At 74.2% G+C, this 17,880-nt stretch carries 14 protein-coding genes; 2 read left to right on the top strand and 12 right to left on the bottom strand.

What is annotated here, in order from left to right; translation table 11 throughout:
• Nucleotides 1-14 precede the first annotated feature (14 nt).
• A complete protein-coding gene (locus BLP29_RS08785; RefSeq protein ID WP_092802523.1) occupies nucleotides 15-1,352 on the top strand; it encodes a cytochrome P450 in 1,338 nt (445 codons plus the stop codon).
• A 16-nt stretch (nucleotides 1,353-1,368) separates the two neighbouring features.
• On the opposite strand, the gene BLP29_RS08780 is transcribed toward BLP29_RS08785, so the two are convergent.
• Nucleotides 1,369-2,769 carry an aminotransferase-like domain-containing protein gene (locus BLP29_RS08780; protein ID WP_092802520.1) on the bottom strand — a complete coding sequence of 467 codons (1,401 nt, stop codon included), beginning with the start codon at nucleotides 2,767-2,769 and terminating at the stop codon, nucleotides 1,369-1,371.
• 68 nt (nucleotides 2,770-2,837) lie between these two features.
• On the opposite strand from BLP29_RS08780, the gene BLP29_RS08775 reads away from it, so the two are divergent.
• Nucleotides 2,838-3,572: a pyridoxamine 5'-phosphate oxidase family protein gene (locus tag BLP29_RS08775; RefSeq protein ID WP_243469803.1), complete on the top strand. Its 735-nt coding sequence runs from the start codon at nucleotides 2,838-2,840 to the stop codon at nucleotides 3,570-3,572.
• Here the strand turns inward: BLP29_RS08775 and BLP29_RS08770 are convergent.
• From BLP29_RS08770 to nuoF, 11 genes are read right to left on the bottom strand one after another with little or no spacing between them, the layout of a single operon-like run.
• Nucleotides 3,556-4,758, bottom strand: coding sequence for a PQQ-dependent sugar dehydrogenase (locus BLP29_RS08770; RefSeq protein ID WP_092802517.1), 1,203 nt, complete (start codon nucleotides 4,756-4,758; stop codon nucleotides 3,556-3,558). The genes BLP29_RS08775 and BLP29_RS08770 overlap by 17 nt on opposite strands.
• Nucleotides 4,759-4,784: 26 nt before the next feature.
• Entirely contained in the window at nucleotides 4,785-5,819 is a 1,035-nt protein-coding gene (locus tag BLP29_RS08765; protein ID WP_092802514.1) for a polyprenyl synthetase family protein, read from the bottom strand.
• Between the two features lie 57 nt (nucleotides 5,820-5,876).
• Complete coding sequence (gene nuoN / locus BLP29_RS08760) at nucleotides 5,877-7,418, bottom strand: NADH-quinone oxidoreductase subunit NuoN (RefSeq protein ID WP_092802511.1); 1,542 nt, start codon at nucleotides 7,416-7,418, stop codon at nucleotides 5,877-5,879.
• Complete coding sequence (locus BLP29_RS08755; protein ID WP_092802508.1) at nucleotides 7,418-8,971, bottom strand: NADH-quinone oxidoreductase subunit M; 1,554 nt, start codon at nucleotides 8,969-8,971, stop codon at nucleotides 7,418-7,420. Before BLP29_RS08755 ends, nuoN begins: the two co-directional genes overlap by 1 nt.
• Nucleotides 8,972-9,002: 31 nt before the next feature.
• Entirely contained in the window at nucleotides 9,003-10,910 is a 1,908-nt protein-coding gene (nuoL, locus tag BLP29_RS08750; protein ID WP_092802505.1) for an NADH-quinone oxidoreductase subunit L, read from the bottom strand.
• Between the two features lie 10 nt (nucleotides 10,911-10,920).
• Complete coding sequence (nuoK, locus tag BLP29_RS08745; RefSeq protein WP_092802502.1) at nucleotides 10,921-11,220, bottom strand: NADH-quinone oxidoreductase subunit NuoK; 300 nt, start codon at nucleotides 11,218-11,220, stop codon at nucleotides 10,921-10,923.
• On the bottom strand, nucleotides 11,217-12,032 hold the full coding sequence (locus tag BLP29_RS08740; protein ID WP_092802498.1) for an NADH-quinone oxidoreductase subunit J: 816 nt from the start codon (nucleotides 12,030-12,032) through the stop codon (nucleotides 11,217-11,219). The genes nuoK and BLP29_RS08740 overlap by 4 nt, the downstream gene beginning before the upstream one ends.
• Complete coding sequence (nuoI, locus tag BLP29_RS08735) at nucleotides 12,032-12,622, bottom strand: NADH-quinone oxidoreductase subunit NuoI (RefSeq protein ID WP_092802495.1); 591 nt, start codon at nucleotides 12,620-12,622, stop codon at nucleotides 12,032-12,034. Before nuoI ends, BLP29_RS08740 begins: the two co-directional genes overlap by 1 nt.
• The gene (gene nuoH, locus BLP29_RS08730; protein WP_092802492.1) at nucleotides 12,615-14,096 is read right to left on the bottom strand and encodes an NADH-quinone oxidoreductase subunit NuoH; all 1,482 of its coding nucleotides are present in this window, start codon (nucleotides 14,094-14,096) and stop codon (nucleotides 12,615-12,617) included. The genes nuoI and nuoH overlap by 8 nt, the downstream gene beginning before the upstream one ends.
• Nucleotides 14,093-16,555 (bottom strand): NADH-quinone oxidoreductase subunit G, encoded by a 2,463-nt coding sequence (locus tag BLP29_RS08725; protein WP_092802489.1) that lies wholly within the window; start codon nucleotides 16,553-16,555, stop codon nucleotides 14,093-14,095. The genes nuoH and BLP29_RS08725 overlap by 4 nt, the downstream gene beginning before the upstream one ends.
• Nucleotides 16,552-17,880, bottom strand: coding sequence for an NADH-quinone oxidoreductase subunit NuoF (nuoF, locus tag BLP29_RS08720; RefSeq protein WP_092802486.1), 1,329 nt, complete (start codon nucleotides 17,878-17,880; stop codon nucleotides 16,552-16,554). Before nuoF ends, BLP29_RS08725 begins: the two co-directional genes overlap by 4 nt.

Raw genomic sequence — 17,880 nt, 5'->3', positions numbered from 1 at the left:
GGGTACGGCAACCGATGAGCACCGGGGTGGACACCGCCGTCCTCGCCACCGCCCGCACCACGGCGGCCACGGCCACCGGCCATCTCGTCGAGGACCTCGTCCTCGGCGCACGCATCGGGGCCATGCGGGCCGGCGGCTACGCCCTCGCCCTGCGCGGCGACCGGGTCGCGCGGCTGCTGCACCGGCCGTGGCGGCTGGACCCCTATCCGGTCTACGCCCAGCTGCGGGCCGCCCAGGTCGCCTCCGGGCCGGTGCGCAGCGGCACCGGGCTCACCGCGGTGGCCACCCACGCCTCGGTCGAGGCGGTGCTGCGCGACCGCAGGCTCGGTGTGCGGCTCTCCGACGGCCGCAGCAGGCTCGGCCAGGGTGACGGCCCCTCGCTCATGGAGCCGGTGGACCTGTCGCTGCTCACCGTCGACCCACCGGACCACACGCGGCTGCGCCGGCTGGCCCAACCAGCGTTCGCCCCCCGCCGGTTGGCCCACTACCGCGAGGTCGCCGAGCAGGTGACCACCGAGCTGCTCGACGCGGCGGCCGCCCGGCGTGGTCCGTTCGACCTGGTGGCCGAGCTGGCCTCACCGCTGCCGATCCGGGTCATCTCCGCGCTGCTCGACGTCCCCGACGTCGACGCCGAGCGGTTCGCCCGGTGGGGCCTTGCGCTGGGGTCGTCGCTGGACGGCGTCCGGTCGCCCTCGCACGTGCGCGAGCTGACCCGGGCCACCGACGGCATGCGGGCCCTGTTCGGCGAGCTGCTCGAGCAGCGCCGGGCGCACCCCGGCGAGGACGTCATCTCCACGCTGGCCGGTGCGGTCGACGGCGGCACGGCCACCGCCGACGAGGTGCTGGCACTGGCCCAGCTGCTGCTGGTCGCCGGGTTCGAGACCACCACGAACCTGATCGGCAACGCGGTGCAGGCGATGCACCGCACCCCCGGCCAGTGGTCGGCGCTCGCGGCCGATCCCTCGCTGGCCCCGGCCGCGGTCGAGGAGACGCTGCGCTACGACTCGCCGGTGCAGCTGACCGCACGCTTCGCCCACGAGGACGTCGAGATCGGCGACCTGAGGCTGCGCCGGGACAGCGGCGTACTGGTGCTGATGGCCAGCGCCAACCGCGACCCGGCCGTGCACCCCGACCCCGACCGGTTCGACCTGCACCGCGAGCAGGCCGCGCCGCACCTGGCCTTCTCCGGCGGAGCGCACTACTGCCTGGGTGCGCCGCTGGCCCGTCTGGAGGGGGAGGTGGCCCTGCGGTTGCTGGCCGAGCGCATGCCCCGGCTGCGGCCGGCCGGGGCACCGGTGCCCCGCGTGGCCACCGTGCTGCGCGGTCCGCTGCAGCTGCCGGTCACCGCCTGAGCGCTGCCGGGCGGGGTCACCCGCCCGTGTCGGGCGGGCCCGCGGAGGTGGGCGCACCCGACAGCACCTCGGTGAGGGCGGCGAGCGCGGTCACCAGCTCGGCGCGGCCGGGCGCGGCCCAGCCGACCACGAGGCCCGCCCGCGGGTCGACCAGTCGCTGCTCCGCCAGCGTGCCCACCGCCACGTCGCGGCTGGCCAGCTCGGCCAGCACCGCGGCCTCCACGGCCCGGTCGGGCAACGGGACGACGAGGTGGGCGCCGGCGGCGTCGCCGATGGTCGTGCAGCCGGCGGCGGCCACCGCGGCCCGCACCAGGTCGCGGCGGGTCGCCAGCTCGCGGCGCAGCCGGCGCAGGTGCCGGGCCAGGTCGCCGGAGGCCGCCAGTGCGGTGAACACCCGTTGCCCGGCCCGACCGGGCCGCTGACCCGTCGCGGTGCGCCGCTCGAGCAGCCGGTCACGCAGCGCAGGCGGAGCCACCACCCATCCCAGCCCCAGGGTGGGGGTGAGCACCTTGGACGCCGTGCCCAGGTGGACGACGACGTCCGGGCCGAGGGCGGCGAGCAGCGGCAGCGGGGCGACGTCGTAGCGCAGCTCCCCGTCGTAGTCGTCCTCCCAGACCGCGAACCCCTCGGCCCGCGCACGCTCGATCAACGCCGCCCGGCGCGCGGCGGGCAGCCGGCCACCGAGCGGGAACTGGTGGGCCGGGGTGCAGTACACGGCGTCCAGGCCGGGTGGGACGGCGGCGACCACCAGGCCGTCGTCGTCCACCGGCAGGGGCACCACCTCGACCCCGCAGGCCCGCAGCGCCCCGACGGCCCGCCGGTAGCCGGGGTCCTCCACCCCCACGCGGGCGCCGGGGCCGTGAAGGGCGGCGAGCTCGGCGACGGCCGCGGACGTGCCCGCGGCGGCCAGCACGTCCGCCGGGTCGGCGGGCAGGCCCCGGTGCCGGAGCAGGTGCTCGACGACGGCCGCGCGGAACGCCGGGTCCCCGGCGGGGTCGTAGCCGGTGTCGGGCGGCCGGTCACCGGCCGCCCGCCAGGCGCGCCGCCAGGCGGCCGGGTCGAGCACGGCCGTGCAGGGGGCGCCGGGCCGCAGGTCGGTGCCGGGCACCGGCCGCAGGACCGTCCCCGGCCGGGTGGCGCGGCCGGGACCCGGTCGTGCGGGCGGGACGAGGCCCGGGGAGCCGACCACGAACGTGCCCACCCCGCGACGGCCGGCCAGCCAGCCCTCGGCCACGAGCTGGTCGTAGGCGGCCGCGGTCACCGTGCGGCTCACGCCCAGCGACCGGGCCAGGTCGCGGGTGGAGGGCAACCGGTCCCCGGCCCGCAGGCCGCTGGCCGCGCGCAGCCCCGCGGCCAGCTGCACGGCCAGCGGCACGCCGGAACCACGGTCGAGGACCACGGGCGGCGGTTCGGTCACCGGTGGCCTCCTGGAACGGATGCGGATTGGCTCTCGGAGGATGCCACGGGCGCGGTGACGATGGTGCGGTGACCAGTACGCCGCCGTCCCCCGCTCCCCTGTCCCCCGCTCCCCTGTCGCCCACTCCCCTGTCGCCCACGCCCCTGTCGCCCACGCCCCTGTCGCCCACGCCCCGCTCGACCGTGCGGCGCAACCCGGTGCGGGCCCGCACCGACCGCGCCGAGCTGTACGCGGTGCTCGACGCCGGCCTCGTCGGCCACCTGGGGCTGACCCTGCCCACCGGACCGCTCGTGCTGCCCACCGGCTACGGGCGCGACGGCGAGACGCTCTACCTGCACGGGTCCTCCGGGGCCGCGTCGCTGCGGGCCGCCGCCTCCGGGGTGCCGGTGTGCTTCACGGTCACCCACGTCGACGGCATCGTCTACAGCCGGTCGGCCTTCCACCACTCGATGAACCACCGCTCGGCCGTCGTGCAGGGCACCGCCCGGTTGGTCACCGACCCCGACGAGCGCCGGCACGGCCTGGCGGTGCTGACCGAGCACCTGGCGCCCGGGTCCTGGGAGCACAGCCGGCAGCCCGACCGCAAGGAGCTGGCCGCGACCGCGGTCCTGGCGCTGGACCTCACCGAGGCCAGCGTCAAGGCGCGCACCGGCCCGCCCGGGGAGGACGAGCGCGACCTCGAGACCCCGTCGGCCGACTGGGCCGGTGTGCTGCCCCTGCGCACGGTCTGGGGCGAGCCCGAGCCCTGCCCGCTCCTGCCGGCGGGCACGCCGGTGCCCGCGCGGGTCAGCTCGCGGGGGTGACCCGGAGCAGCTGGTCGGTGCCGTCGCCGTTGTCCGTGGTGAGGTACAGCGCGCCGTCGGTGCCCAGCTGCGGGCTGCGCACCCGGCCGTAGGTGCCCTCGAGCTCGGGGACGCGGAACTGCTCGACGAGCTCGCCGTCGGGTCCCAGCCGCAGGGCCAGCACCCCGGTGTCCTTCTGCACGCCGAGCAGCAGCAGGCCCTCGTAGGCCCCCCACTGCTCGCCGTCGAGGAAGGTGATGCCCGAGACCGCGATGGTCGGGTCGCCGGAGGACCACACGGCCGCGATCGCCCCGGGGATGTCCGGGTCGGTCATCGGGACGCTCTCGTCGTACTGGCCGTCGCCGACGGGGTCCCAGCCGTAGTTGCCGCCGTCGGTCGCCAGGTTGACCTCGTCGTCGACCTGGCTGCCCTGCTCGGCGGTGAACACCGCGCCGGTGCCGGGCTGGACGGCGATGCCCTGCACGTTGCGGTGGCCGTAGCCCACGACCGCGTGCGAGGTCGGGTCGGTGAGCTCGAGGAAGGGGTTGGTGGCCGACGGCTGCCCGGTCTGCGGGTCGACCCGCAGCAGCTTCCCGGCCAGGGTGGAGAGGTCCTGCGGGTTGGTGCCGACGGCGTTGTCGCCGGTGCCGATGAGCAGCTGGCCGGCACCGTCGAAGCGCAGCCGGCAGCCGCCGTGCCGGCCGGAGTCGGCGTTGACCGGGATGCCGCCCACCAGCGGGTCGGCGACGCGGGTGGCCGCGCTCCAGCCCTCGTCGACGGTCCAGGCGGTCACCTCAATGCCCGGGCCGCCGCCGGCACCGCCGTCGGCCACGCCCATGCAGGTGTAGAACCGGCGGCTGTCGGCGAAGGCGGGGTCGAGCACCAGGCCCATGAGGCCGGTCTCGCCCTCGGCCCAGAGGTCGTCGAGGTCGGCCGCCACCTCCTGCGCCGTGCCGTCGGGCCGGACAGCGGTGAACCCGCCACCCCGCTCGTCGAGGAGCAGGGTGCCGTCGGGGGCCTGGGCGACGTCCCAGGGGTGGTCGAGACCGTCCAGGACCACCTCGACGTCGAGCGCGGGCGCGTCGGCCGGCGCCGACGTGGCTGCGCCGTCGGCGTCCGAGGACCCCGACCCGCCCGAGGAGCAGCCGGCCAGCAGCACCAGGCCGGCGATCAGGGCGGTCGGACGGGCAGCGCGGCGGAGTGTCATCCCCTCCACTGTCCCCGATGTCGGAGCTAGGCGCTGCGGGTGACCACGTAGTCGCAGAGGGCGTCGAGCGCCTCCCGGACCTCGCCCTCGGGCACCCGGCCCAGCCGCGCACGGGCCCGGTCGGCGTAGGAGTGCAGCACCTCGGTGGCGCGGGCCAGCGAGGCCGACGCGCGCAGCAGCCCGAGGGCCTCGGCGTGCTCGGCGTCGTCGGTGACCGGGCCGGCCACCAGCTCGCGCAGCCGGGCCTCGGCCGGGTCGTCGCCGGCCAGCACGAAGAGCACGGGGAGGGTGGCGATGCCCTCGCGCAGGTCGGTGCCCGGGAGCTTGCCGGAGGTGCCGCTCTCGCTGACGATGTCGATGAGGTCGTCGGAGAGCTGGAAGGCCACCCCGACCTCCTCGGCGTAGGCGGTGAGGTCCTCGACCACGGCCGGGTCGACGCCGGCGAAGCTGGCGCCGAAGCGGGCCGAGGTGGCCACCAGCGAGCCGGTCTTGTCGGCGAGCACCGACAGGTGGTGGGCGACCGGGTCCTCGCCCTCGGCCGGGCCCACGGTCTCGCGGATCTGGCCGGTCACCAGCCGCTCGAAGGTGCGGGCCTGGATGCGCACGGCCTCGGGGCCGAGGTCGGCCAGCAGGTCGGAGGCGCGGGCGAAGAGGAAGTCGCCGGTGAGGATGGCGATGCTGTTGGACCAGCGGCTGTTGGCGCTGGGGGCCCCGCGGCGCACGGCGGCCTCGTCCATGACGTCGTCGTGGTACAGCGTCGCGAGGTGGGTGAGCTCGCAGACCACCGCGGCCGACACGACGTCGTCGGCCTCGGCGTCGCCGAGCTGGGCGGCCAGCAGCGCCAGCACCGGGCGGAAGCGCTTGCCCCCCGCGGTCATGAGGTGCGCGGCGGCCTCGGCCACGAACGGGTGCTCGCTGGTGACCGCGGTCTCCAGCGCCGACTCGACCCGGGTGAGCCCGGCCGACAGCGCATCGCCCAGCGGCCCCTCGGGCAGCCAGGAGCCGACCGTGGACGCCGGACGGCCAGGTCGGTTCCACGTCTGGGTCGGGCTGCCGCTCATCGCCGCTGAATCTAGTCGCCGCAGGTGGGGACGCCGACGCTGCCCTACCCCGGAGGGTCAGCCGACCAGGGCTGCGGCGCGGTCGGCGAGGTCGAGCACCGAGCCGGGGACGACGCCGAGCACCAGCGTGGCGGTCACCGTCACGGCCAGCACGATCGTGGTCGGCAGCCCCGGCACGCCGACCGAGGGGCCGTCCTCGGCGGGCTCGGAGAAGTACATGAGCACGACCAGCCGCAGGTAGAAGTAGCCGGCCACCGCACTGGTGACCAGCGCGACCACGACCAGCGGCCAGGCACCCACCTCGGTGGCGGCCCGGAACACCGCGAACTTGCCGGTGAACCCGCTGGTGAGCGGGATGCCGGCCAGCGCGAGGAGCAGGAAGGTCATCACCCCGGCCGTGAGCGGGGACCGCCGGGCGAGCCCGGCCCACTGGGCCAGCTGGGTGGCCTCCCCGTCGCCGTCGCGCACCAGGGTGACCACCGCGAACGCGCCGATCGTCGTGAGCCCGTACGCGAGCAGGTAGAACAGCGTCGCCGAGAGCCCGGAGCCCGCCAGCCCGAGCACGCCGGTGAGCAGGAACCCGGCGTGCGCGATCGAGGAGTAGGCGAGCATCCGCTTGACGTCGGTCTGGGTGAGGCCCAGGACGACGCCGACCACCATCGACACGATCGCGATGCCGTAGACGAGCGGCCGCCAGGTCCAGTCCGCCGTCCCGAAGGCGACGTAGAGCAGCCGCAGGACCGCGCCGAAGGCGGCCACCTTGGTGCACGCGGCCATGAAGGCGGTGACCGGGGTCGGGGCGCCCTGGTAGACGTCGGGCGTCCAGGTGTGGAACGGGGCCACCGAGGCCTTGAACATCAGGCCGACCACCAGCAGGCCCAGGCCGAGCACGAGCAGCGTGCCGGTGCCCTCGGTGGTCACCGAGGCACGGATCCCCGACAGCCGGATGGTGCCGGTGGCGCCGTAGACCAGCGCCAGCCCGTAGAGGAAGAAGGCCGAGGCGAACGCCCCGAGCAGGAAGTACTTGACCGCGGCCTCCTGCGAGAGCAGCCGCCGGCGCCGGGCCAACCCGCAGATCAGGTACAGCGGCAGGCTGAGCACCTCGAGGGCGATGAACATGACCAGCAGGTCGTTGGCCGCGACGAACAGCATCATGCCGCCGATCGCGAAGGTGGCCAGCGGGTAGACCTCGGTCTGCACCCGCTCGTCGGTGAGCAGCTCGCGGTCGCGGGGGCTGCCCGCGGGCACCGCGGCCGAGGCCACGAAGGCCGACTTCGCCGGGTCCAGCCCTCGCTCGGCGAACAGCAGGATCGACAGCGCGCCCAGGCCGGCGATGGTGGCCTGCAGGAACAGCCCGGCGCCGTCGACGGCGAGCGCGCCGGCCGCGGTCACCTCTCCGGGGTCTGCGCCGTCGGCCAGGGCGAGGAACACGGTCGAGGCGAACCCGCCGACCGTGCCGACCAGGGCCAGGGCGACCTGCACCGGCTGGCGCACGTGCCGGGGTGCGAAGGACTCGACCAGCACGCCGACGAGCGCGGCCCCGAAGACGAACAGCAGCGGGGTGAGCGCGGCGAGGGAGAGGTCCGGTGCCTCGATCATCAGTTGGCCCCCTGCTCGGCGGTGGCGGGCTGGTGGACCGGCTGGGTGCCGGCGGGATCGGAGCCGACGTCGACCATGGTCGCGCTCACGGCCGGGTCGATCAGGTCGAGCAGGGGCTGCGGGTAGACGCCCAGGCCGATGATGAGCGCCACCAGCGGTGCGACCACGGCGAGCTCGCGGCGGCGGAGGTCGGGGAAGGGCTGGCTCTCCACCAGCCCGCGCACGGGCCCGTGCACCGAGCGCTGGATGAGCAGCAGCACGTACAGCGCGGCGAGCACGATGCCGACGGTGGCCACGACCGTGAACACCGGGCGGGCCGGGAACGACCCGATGAGCACGAGGAACTCGGACACGAAGCTGTTGGTGCCCGGCAGCGCGAGGCTGGCCAGCCCGGCGACCAGGAACACCCCGGCCAGCAGGGGGGCCTTCTTCGCGATGCCGCCGTAGTCGGCGATGCGTCGGGAGCCGCCGCGGCTGATGACCATGCCGACGACGAGGAACAGGATCCCGGTGCTGATGCCGTGGTTGACCATGTAGAGCACCGCACCGCTGCCGCCCTCGAGGGTGAAGGCGAAGATGCCCAGCGCGATGAAGCCGAAGTGCGCGATCGACGTGTAGGTGACCAGCCGCTTGATGTCGGACTGCCCGATGGCCAGCAGCGCGCCGTAGAGGATGCCGGCGACGGCCAGGCCCAGGATCCAGGGCGCGAACGTGCGCGAGGCATCCGGGAACAGCGGCAGGCAGTACCGGATGAAGCCGAACGTGCCGACCTTGTCCAGCACCCCGACCAGCAGCACGGCCCCGCCGATGGGGGCCTCCGCGCCGGAGTCGGGCAGCCAGGTGTGGAAGGGCACCAGCGGGGCCTTGATCGCGAAGGCGACGAAGAAGCCCAGGAACAGCAGCTTCTGCACGCCGGGGTCGATGTCGAGCTGGCGCAGCGCGTCGAAGGCGAAGGTGCCCTCGCCGATCTGGGAGTTGCTGACCACGTACAGCCCGATGACCGAGGCCAGCATGACCAGCCCGCCCAGCAGGCTGTAGAGGAAGAACTTCATCGCCGCGAACTGCCGGCGCGGCCCGCCGAAGCTGCCGATGATGAAGTACATCGGGACGAGCATGGCCTCGAAGAACACGTAGAACAGGAAGACGTCGGTGGCGGCGAAGACGCCGACCATCATCGACTCGAGCACCAGCAGCCAGGCGAAGTAGGCCTTCATCGGGCGCCCGCCGGGTCCGGTGTCCTTCCACGACGCCACGACGACCACCGGCACCAGCACCCCGATGAGCAGCAGCATCACCAGCGCGATGCCGTCGACGCCGAGGGCGAACTGCACGCCGAACGCCGGGATCCAGTCGACCGCGGTGGTGAGCTGGAAGCGGTCGCCGCCGGTGTCGAAGGCGACGGTGGCCAGCACGGCCAGCACCAGCACGGCCAGGCTCACCCCGAGGGTGGCCTGCTTGGCCACCGCGTCGCGGCCCTTGGGCAGGGCGGCCACGGCCGCACCGCCGACCGCCGGCAGCACGACCATCGCCAGCAGCCAGGGGAAGTCGCTCACGACGCGTTCTCCTCGGTCAGGGGGGTGGTGGTCATCCCGCCGTCACCGCCAGCAGGGCCCCGGCGACCAGGACGGCGCCGCCGAGCATGCCGAGGGCGTAGGACCGCACGAACCCGGTCTGCGCCCGGCCCAGCCGGGTCGACGAGCTGCCCAGGCCGGTGCCGATGCCGGTGACCAGGCCGTCGACCCCGCGGTCGTCGACGAGCACCGCGGCCCGGGTCAGGCGCATGCCCGGCCGCATGAACACGGCCTCGTTGACGGCGTCGGCGTACAGGGCGTTGCGGGCCGCACGCACGGGGAACGACACCTGCGCCGGGGCCGTCGTGGGCACGGGGCGCCGGCCGACGGCCAGCCACGCGACCAGCGCCCCGGCCGCCACCACGACGGTGACCAGCACGCTGACCACCAGCGGCGGCACGACGTGGGCCGCGGCCTCCTCGGGCTCCCCGAACACCGGGGCGAGCCAGTCGGCCAGCGGGGCGACCTGCACCAGCACGAAGCCGGCGGCCACCGAGCCGACCGCGAGCACGACCATCGGCAGCGTCATGACCGCCGGCGACTCGTGCGGGTGCACGCCGTCCTCCCAGCGGGGCTTGCCGAAGAAGGTCATGAGCATCAGCCGGGTCATGTAGAACGCGGTGAGCCCGGCGCCGAGCACCGCGACCCCGCCGAGGACCCAGCCCGACACCCCGCCCCGGTCGAAGGCGGCCTCGATGATGGCGTCCTTGGTCCAGTAGCCCGACAGGAACGGGAAGCCGATCAGCGCCAGGTAGCCGAGCCCGAAGGTCACGAAGGTGGTCTTCATCTTCGTGGCCAGCCCGCCGAACCGGCGCATGTCGGTGCGGTCGCCCATGCCGTGCATGACCGACCCGGCGCCGAGGAAGAGCCCGGCCTTGAAGAAGCCGTGGGTGAGCAGGTGGGCGATGCCGGCGGCGTAGCCGATCGGCCCCAGGCCCACCGCCAGGAACATGTAGCCGATCTGGCTGACCGTCGACCAGGCCAGCACCTTCTTGATGTCGTCGTAGGCGCAGCCGGCGATCGCACCGATCATGATCGTGACGGCCCCGATGACCACGACCACGGTCTGGGCGGCCGGGGCGGCGTCGAAGACCGGCGCCGAGCGGGCGATGAGGTAGACGCCGGCGGTGACCATGGTCGCGGCGTGGATGAGCGCCGAGACGGGGGTCGGACCCTCCATGGCGTCGGGCAGCCAGGCCTGCAGCGGGAACTGGCCGGACTTGCCGCAGGCCCCCAGCAGGAGGAGCAGGCCGATCGCGGTGACGGTGCCGCCGGCCAGCAGGCCGACCGAGCCGAGCACGCCCGCGTAGGACGTCGTGCCCAGCTGGGTGAACATGATGAAGATCGCCAGGGCCAGGCCGACGTCGCCGACCCGGTTCATGATGAACGCCTTCTTGGCGGCGGTGGCCGCAGCGGGACGGGTGTACCAGAAGGCGATGAGCAGGTACGACGCCAGGCCGACGCCCTCCCAGCCCACGTAGAGGGCCACGAAGCTGTTGCCCAGCACCAGCAGCAGCATGGCCGCGACGAAGAGGTTCAGGTAGGCGAAGAACCGCCGGCGTGCGGGGTCGTGGGCCATGTAGCCCACCGAGTAGACGTGGATGAGCGCCCCGACGCCGGTGATGAGCAGCGCGAACGTCATCGACAGCGGGTCGACGAGCAGCCCGGCGCTGACGTCGAGCTGCCCGGTGGAGATGAAGGTGAACAGGTCGACCCCGACGCTGCGCTCGTCCAGCCCGGCCAGGGTCACCGTGCTGAGCACGGCCAGCACGAACGACGCCGTCACGGTCGTGATGGCCAGCAGGTGACCCCACCGGTCGGTGCGTCGCCCACCCAGCAGCAGGACGGCGGCACCGGCCAGCGGCAGCGCGATCAGCAGCCAGGAGAGGGACAGGAGCCCGGTCGCGGGCACGGGGTTCATCGCGGCCCCCTCAGTACTTGAGCAGGTTCGCGTCGTCGACCGAGGCCGACCGGCGGGTGCGGTAGATCGACATGATGATCGCGAGTCCGACGACGACCTCGGCCGCGGCGACCACCATGACGAAGAAGGCGATGACCTGGCCGTCGAGCGTGCCGGTGGCCCGCGCGAAGGTGACCAGGGTCAGGTTCACCGAGTTGAGCATCAGCTCGATGCACATGAACACGACGATCGCGTTGCGCCGCACCAGCACCCCGACGGCGCCGACGGTGAACAGGATCGCGGCCAGCACCAGGTAGTTCGTCAGCGTCATCGGGTGCTCCCCCGGGTCGTGCCCAGCGCGGCGTCCGAGCCGCCCTCCGTGGGATGACCCGGCGGGAGCTCCTCGACCACCTGGGGCTCGACGCCGGTGGCGAAGCTGGCCTCCGAGGGGCTGCCGTCGGGCAACCGGCCGGGGGCGGCGATGGAGTTGGCCCGGGCGTAGACGCCGGGGCCGGGCAGCGTCTGCGGGTGGTCGGTGGTGAGGAAGCGCGCCCGCGAGCGCTCCTTCTGCGTCAGCCGGCTGCCGGGCTCGCGCTCGATGTGCGCCAGCACCATCGCGCCGACCGCGGCGGTGATGAGCAGCGCGCTGGTGACCTCGAAGGCCAGCAGGTAGCGGCTGAACAGCAGCCCGGCGATGGCCTCGATGTTGCCGTCGGCGGCCCCGCCGGCCCCGCCCTGCACCTGCTCCAGGCCCACCACCGCCATGCCCTCGGTCGCCCGGGCGATGCCGGCGCCGACCAGCCCGGCGAAGCCGATGCCCAGCACCGTGGCGGCCACCCGCTGCCCGCGCAGGGTCTCCACCACCGAGTCCGAGGAGTCGCGGCCGACCAGCATGAGCACGAACAGGAAGAGGATCATGATCGCGCCGGTGTAGACGATGATCTGCACCGCGCCGAGGAACGGGGCCTCCTGCACGACGTAGAAGACGCCCAGCGCCAGCATCGTGTTGACCAGGAACAGCGCCGAGTGCACCGCGTTGCGGGCGAACACCATGCCCAGCGCCCCGGCGAGCGCGATGGGGCCGAGGATCCAGAAGACGACGGTCTCCGCCGTCCCGATCTCGATGCCCAGGTCGGCGCCCATCAGGAGCCGGCCCGCAGGTAGTAGTCGCGCTCGTCCTCGCCCAGGCGCATGGGGTGCGGGGGCTGCTCCATGCCCGGCAGCAGCGGGGCCATCAGCTGCTCCTTGGTGTAGATCAGGCTGCCGCGGTCGTCGTCGGCCAGCTCGAAGTCGTTGCTCATCGTCAGGGAGCGGGTGGGACAGGCCTCGATGCACAGCCCGCAGAAGATGCAGCGCAGGTAGTTGATCTGGTAGACGGCGCCGTAGCGCTCGCCGGGGCTGAAGCGCTGCTCGTCGGTGTTGGTGCCGCCCTCGACGTAGATGGCGTCGGCCGGGCACGCCCAGGCGCACAGCTCGCAGCCGACGCACTTCTCCAGGCCGTCGGGGTGCCGGTTGAGCACGTGGCGGCCGTGGTAGCGCGGCTTGGTCACCTTGGGCTCGTCCGGGTACTGCTCGGTGGTGACCTTCTTGAACATCGCCGCGAAGGTCACGCCGAAGCCCTGGGCGGGAGCGGGCAGCCGGCTGGTGCGGGCGGCCGGCGCCGACCGGGTGCCACCGGCCTGCTCGACCTCGCCGCCGTGGCCGGGTCGCTTCTCCGGGCTGGTCTCAGGCACGGTCGTCGTCCTTCCGGGGGTGCGGGGTGGGGCGGCGGCGTCCGGTGGCGACCGGGGCGCCGGCGGCGACCGGCTCCCTGCCCTCCGACCGCGTGCCCTCCAGCCGGGGCGAGGGCGGCACGACCAGGTCCATCGGCGGGATCGGGAACCCGCCCTCGGCGCGGGCGGGTCCGGTGCGCTGGGCCGGCCGGCGGCGGGCGCCGCCGGTGCGCACCGGGGGAAGCACCTCGGGCTCGGTCGGGTTGGTCGACCCCGCCGCGGCGTTGAGCGCGGCGATGCGGGTGTCCTCGTTGCTCCTGCGCGACGCCACGAGCAGCACCGCCAGGACCACGGCGGCGATCGGCAGCCCGACGTAGAGGGCCACCTCGCCGCTGGAGAGGTCGGCCTCGCGGGAGACGGTGCGCATGGTGGCGACGGCGAGGATCCAGACCAGCGCCGTGGGCACCAGCACCTTCCAGCCGAAGCGCATGAACTGGTCGTAGCGCAGCCGGGGCAGGGTGCCGCGCAGCCAGATGAAGACGAAGAGCGCCGCGACGATCTTGAGCATCAGCCACAGCAGCGGCCACCAGCCGGAGTTGGCGCCGTCCCAGATCGAGATGGGCCAGGGGGCCCGCCAGCCGCCCAGGAAGAGCGTGGCGGCCAGCGCGGAGACGGTGACCATGTTGACGTACTCGGCCAGGAAGAAGAGCGCGAACTTCAGCGACGAGTACTCGGTGTGGAAGCCGCCGACCAGCTCGCTCTCGGCCTCGGGCAGGTCGAAGGGCGCCCGGTTGGTCTCCCCGACCACCGCGATCACGTAGATGATGAAGCTGACCGGCAGCAGCACCGCGTACCAGCTGGGCCCGTCGAAGGTGAGCCCGAAGAAGTCCAGCCGGTTGTCCCCGGCCTGGGCGGCCACGATCTCCGAGGTGCTCATCGTGCCGGCGTAGAGGAGCACCGCGACGATCGACAGCCCCATCGCGATCTCGTAGCTGACCATCTGGGCGGCGCTGCGCAGGCTGCCCAGCAGCGGGTAGGTCGACCCGGAGGCCCAGCCGCCCAGCACGATGCCGTAGACGCCCATCGCCGAGCAGGCCAGCACCACGAGCACCCCGATGGGGGCGTCGATGAGCTGCAGCGGGGTGCGCTCGCCGAAGATCGAGACCTCGGGCCCCAGCGGGATGACCGAGAACGCCAGGAACGCCGGGATGGTGGCGATGACCGGGGCCAGGAAGTACACCGGCTTGTCGGCCAGCGCCGGCATGATGTCCTCCTTGAACGCCAGCTTCAGGCCGTCGGCCAGGCTCTGGAGGTAGCCGCGCGGGCCGACCCGGTTGGGGCCGCTGCGCTGCTGCATGCGGGCGACGACCTTGCGCTCGAACACGATCGCGAACAGCGTCATGACGACCAGCAGGCCGAAGACGCCGACGATCTTGACCAGCACCAGCCACCAGACGTCCTGGCCGAAGTCGGCCAGCGTCGGGGAGTCGTTCATGCCCTGCTCCCTGGGGTGATCGAGACGACGCCGCCGGGGCCGACGCCCAGGCCGCTGCGCACGTGGCTGCCCGGCGAGCGCATCGGCAGCCACACCACGCGGTCGGGCATCTCGGTGATCCGGGCCGGCAGGGTGATCGCCCCGGCCGGGCCGGTGACGGTCACGTGCTCTCCGTCGGTGACGCCGAGGCGCACCGCGGTGTCCTTGCCCAGCCGGACGACGGCCGGGCGTGCGGTGCCGGCCAGCGCCGGCTCGTCGCGCTGGAGGGTGCCGTCGTCGATCAGCTGCCGCCAGCTGGCGAGCACCGCCTGCTCGGCGCCGACCCGCGGGCTGCCGGCCGGGGCGACGTCCAGCCCGCGCACCTCGCGGGAGCGGCCGGAGCCGCCGAGGGCGACCAGCTCGCGGCGGGCGTCGTCGACGGTCGAGACGCCCAGGCGCACGCCGAGGGCGTCGGCGAGCCCGGAGAGCACGCGGGCGTCGGTGAGCTGGCCGCTGCCGTGCAGGGTCGCGTCGAAGGGCCGCACCCGGCCCTCCCAGTCCAGGTAGCTGCCGGCCTTCTCCGGCGCGGCGGCGACCGGCAGGACGACGTCGGCGTGCTCGGTCACCGCGGTGGGGAACAGCTCGAGGCTGACCACGAACCCGGCGGCGGCCAGCGCGGCCTCCGCCAGCGCCGGGTCGGGCAGGTCGGCGGGGTCGACCCCGCCCACGAGCAGACCACCGAGGCGGCCGTCGCGGGTGGCCTGCAGGATCGCGGTGAGGTCGCGGCCCTCCTTGCGCGGCAGCTCGATCCCCCACGCGGCCTCGACGTCGGCGCGGTCGGCGGCGTCGGTGACCCCGCGCCCGCCGGGCAGCAGGTTCGGCAGCGCACCGACCTCGACGGCGCCCCGCTCCCCCGCCCGGCGCGGCACCCAGGCGATGCGGGCCCCCGACGCCGCGGCCAGTGCCGACAGCGCCGACAGCGCGCCCGGGACCTCGGCCAGCCGCTCGCCGGCCAGCACGACCGCCCCCTCGGCGCGCAGCGCGGTCGCGGCCTGCGCGCCCACCCCGCCGGCGGAGTCGGCGGCCAGCGCCCGCAGGACGGCGGCCTCCAGCCCCGGCGGCGTGGCCAGCAGGGTGGCGTCGAGCTTCTCGTCGGCCAGGGTGGTGAAGGGCGCGACGTCGAAGACCGGCAGGCCCCGCTCGCGGACGGCCCGGCGCAGCCGCAGGAAGACGATCGGCGACTCCTCCTCGGGCTCGAACCCGACCATCAGCACGGCCGGCGCGGCGACCAGCTCCTCGTAGGTCACCGCCCCGGCGCCGGGTGCGGTGCCGGCGACGTGCGCGGCCAGGAAGGCCAGCTCCTCGGCGGAGTGCGCGCGGGCCCGGGCGTCGACGTCGTGGGTGCCCAGCGCGACCCGGGCGAACTTGGCCCACGCGTAGGCGTCCTCGACGGTGAGCCGGCCCCCGGGCAGCACGCCGACCCCGCCGTCCTCGCGGGCGGCGGCCAGGCCGGCGGCCGCGGCGGCCCAGGCCTCGGGCCAGGACGCCGGCTGCAGCACGCCGTCCCGGCGCACCAGCGGGGTGGTGAGCCGCTCGTTGGCCGCGGCGTACCGGAAGGCGAAACGACCCTTGTCGCAGTTCCACTCGGTGTTGACCGCCGGGTCGTCGCCGGCCAGGCGCCGCAGCACAGTGCCGCGGCGGTAGTCGGTGCGCTGCGCGCAGCCCGAGGCGCAGTGCTCGCAGGTGCTCGGCTCGCTGCGCAGGTCGAAGGGCCGCGAGCGGAACCGGTAGGCCGAGCTGGTCAGTGCACCGACCGGGCAGATCTGCACGGTGTTGCCCGAGAAGTAGGACTCGAAGGGCTCGTCCTCGTAGATGCTGACCTGCTGCAGCGCGCCGCGGTCGAACAGCTCGATGAACGGGTCGCCGGCCACCTGCTGGGAGAAGCGGGTGCACCGGGCGCAGAGCACGCAGCGCTCGCGGTCCAGCAGCACCTGCGAGCTGATCGGCAGCGGCTTGGGGTAGGTGCGCTTGGTGCCCTCGAAGCGGCTCTCGGCGTGCCCGTTGCTCATGGCCTGGTTCTGCAGCGGGCACTCACCGCCCTTGTCGCAGACCGGGCAGTCGAGCGGGTGGTTGACCAGCAGCAGCTCGAGCGTGCCGGCCTGGCTGGACTCGGCGACCTCGCTGGTCAGCTGGGTCCTCACGACCATGTCGGGGGTGACCGGCACGGTGCAGGACGCGACCGGCTTGCGCTGGCCCTCGACCTCGACCAGGCACTGCCGGCAGGCTCCGACCGGCTCGAGCAGCGGGTGGTCGCAGAACCGCGGGATCTGCACGCCGATCTGCTCGGCGGCCCGGATGATGAGCGTGCCCTTCGGCACCGCGACGTCGAAGCCGTCGATGGTCAACCGCACGTGGTCCTCGGGGGTGTGCGGACCGGGGACGGCGGGGACCCGTGCTGCGGCGGGTTCGGGGGTGGTCATGCCACCGCCGCCACGGGCTCGAGCTTGAGCGTGCGGCCCAGCCGACCCTGTTCGTCGGGCGGCAGGAGGGCCACGTAGTCGTCGCGGAAGTACTTCAGGGACGACGCGATGCAGCTGGTGGCGCCGTCGCCCAGGGCGCAGAACGAACGGCCCAGGATGTTGTCGCAGGTGTCGGTGAGCAGGTCGAGGTCGCGGGCGGTGCCGTGGCCGGCCACGAGGCGTTCGAGGATCTGGACCAACCAGTAGGTGCCCTCGCGGCACGGGGTGCACTTGCCGCAGCTCTCGTGCGCGTAGAACTCGGTGAACCGCAGGGTGGCCTCGACGATCGAGTCGGTCTCGTCGAAGACCATCAGCGCGGTGGTGCCCAGCATCGAGCCGGCCGCGGCGACCGAGTCGAAGTCGAGCGGGACGTCGAGGTGCTCGGGCGTGAAGTAGGGGGTGCTGGACCCGCCCGGCGTCCAGAACTTCAGCTCGTGGCCGGGCCGCACCCCGCCGGCCATCTCGAGCAGCTCGCGCATCGTCGTCCCCATCGGGGCCTCGTACTGGCCGGGGTGCACGACCCGGCCCGACACCGAGTAGATCTTCGGGCCGGGCGACTTCTCGGGGCCGAACTCCTTGAACCAGGCCGACCCACCGCGGACGACGAACGGCACGCTGGCCAGCGTCTCGACGTTGTTGACCACCGTCGGGGCGCCGTACAGGCCGGCGACGGCGGGGAACGGCGGCTTGAGCCGGGGCTGGCCGCGCCGGCCCTCCAGGGAGTCCAGCAGCGCGGTCTCCTCGCCGCAGATGTAGGCACCGGCGCCGGCGTGCACCACGACGTCGAGGTCGAAGCCCGAGCCGTGCACGTCGCGGCCCAGGTGACCGGCGGCGTAGGCCTCGGCGACCGCGGCGGTGAGCCGGCGGTGGGCGTGCACGGCCTCCCCGCGCACGTAGATGACCGCGTAGTGGCAGCGGATCGCGTAGGAGGCGATGGCCACGCCCTCCACCAGCGAGTGCGGGTCGGCCATCATCAGCGGCAGGTCCTTGCAGGTGCCCGGCTCGCCCTCGTCGGCGTTGACCACGAGGTACTTGGGCTTCGCCGCGGGGCCGGTCGGGGTCTCCCCCGGCTTGGGCTGCGGGATGAAGCTCCACTTCATGCCGGTGGGGAAGCCGGCGCCCCCGCGGCCGCGCAGGCCGGAGTCCTTGACGAGGGTGACCAGCTCGTCGGGGGTCATGCCCAACGCGGTGCGCCAGGCTGTCCAGCCCTCGGTGCGCTCGTAGGTCTCGATGGTCCAGCTGCGCTCGTGCGCGAAGCGGCTGGTGAGCACGGGGGTGAGCGGCAT

The sequence above is a fragment of the Klenkia marina genome (assembly GCF_900101025.1).
Taxonomy (GTDB): Bacteria; Actinomycetota; Actinomycetes; order Mycobacteriales; family Geodermatophilaceae; genus Klenkia; species Klenkia marina.
Note: the sequence above shows the minus strand (reverse complement) of the source record. Positions and strands in the feature narration are given on the sequence as shown.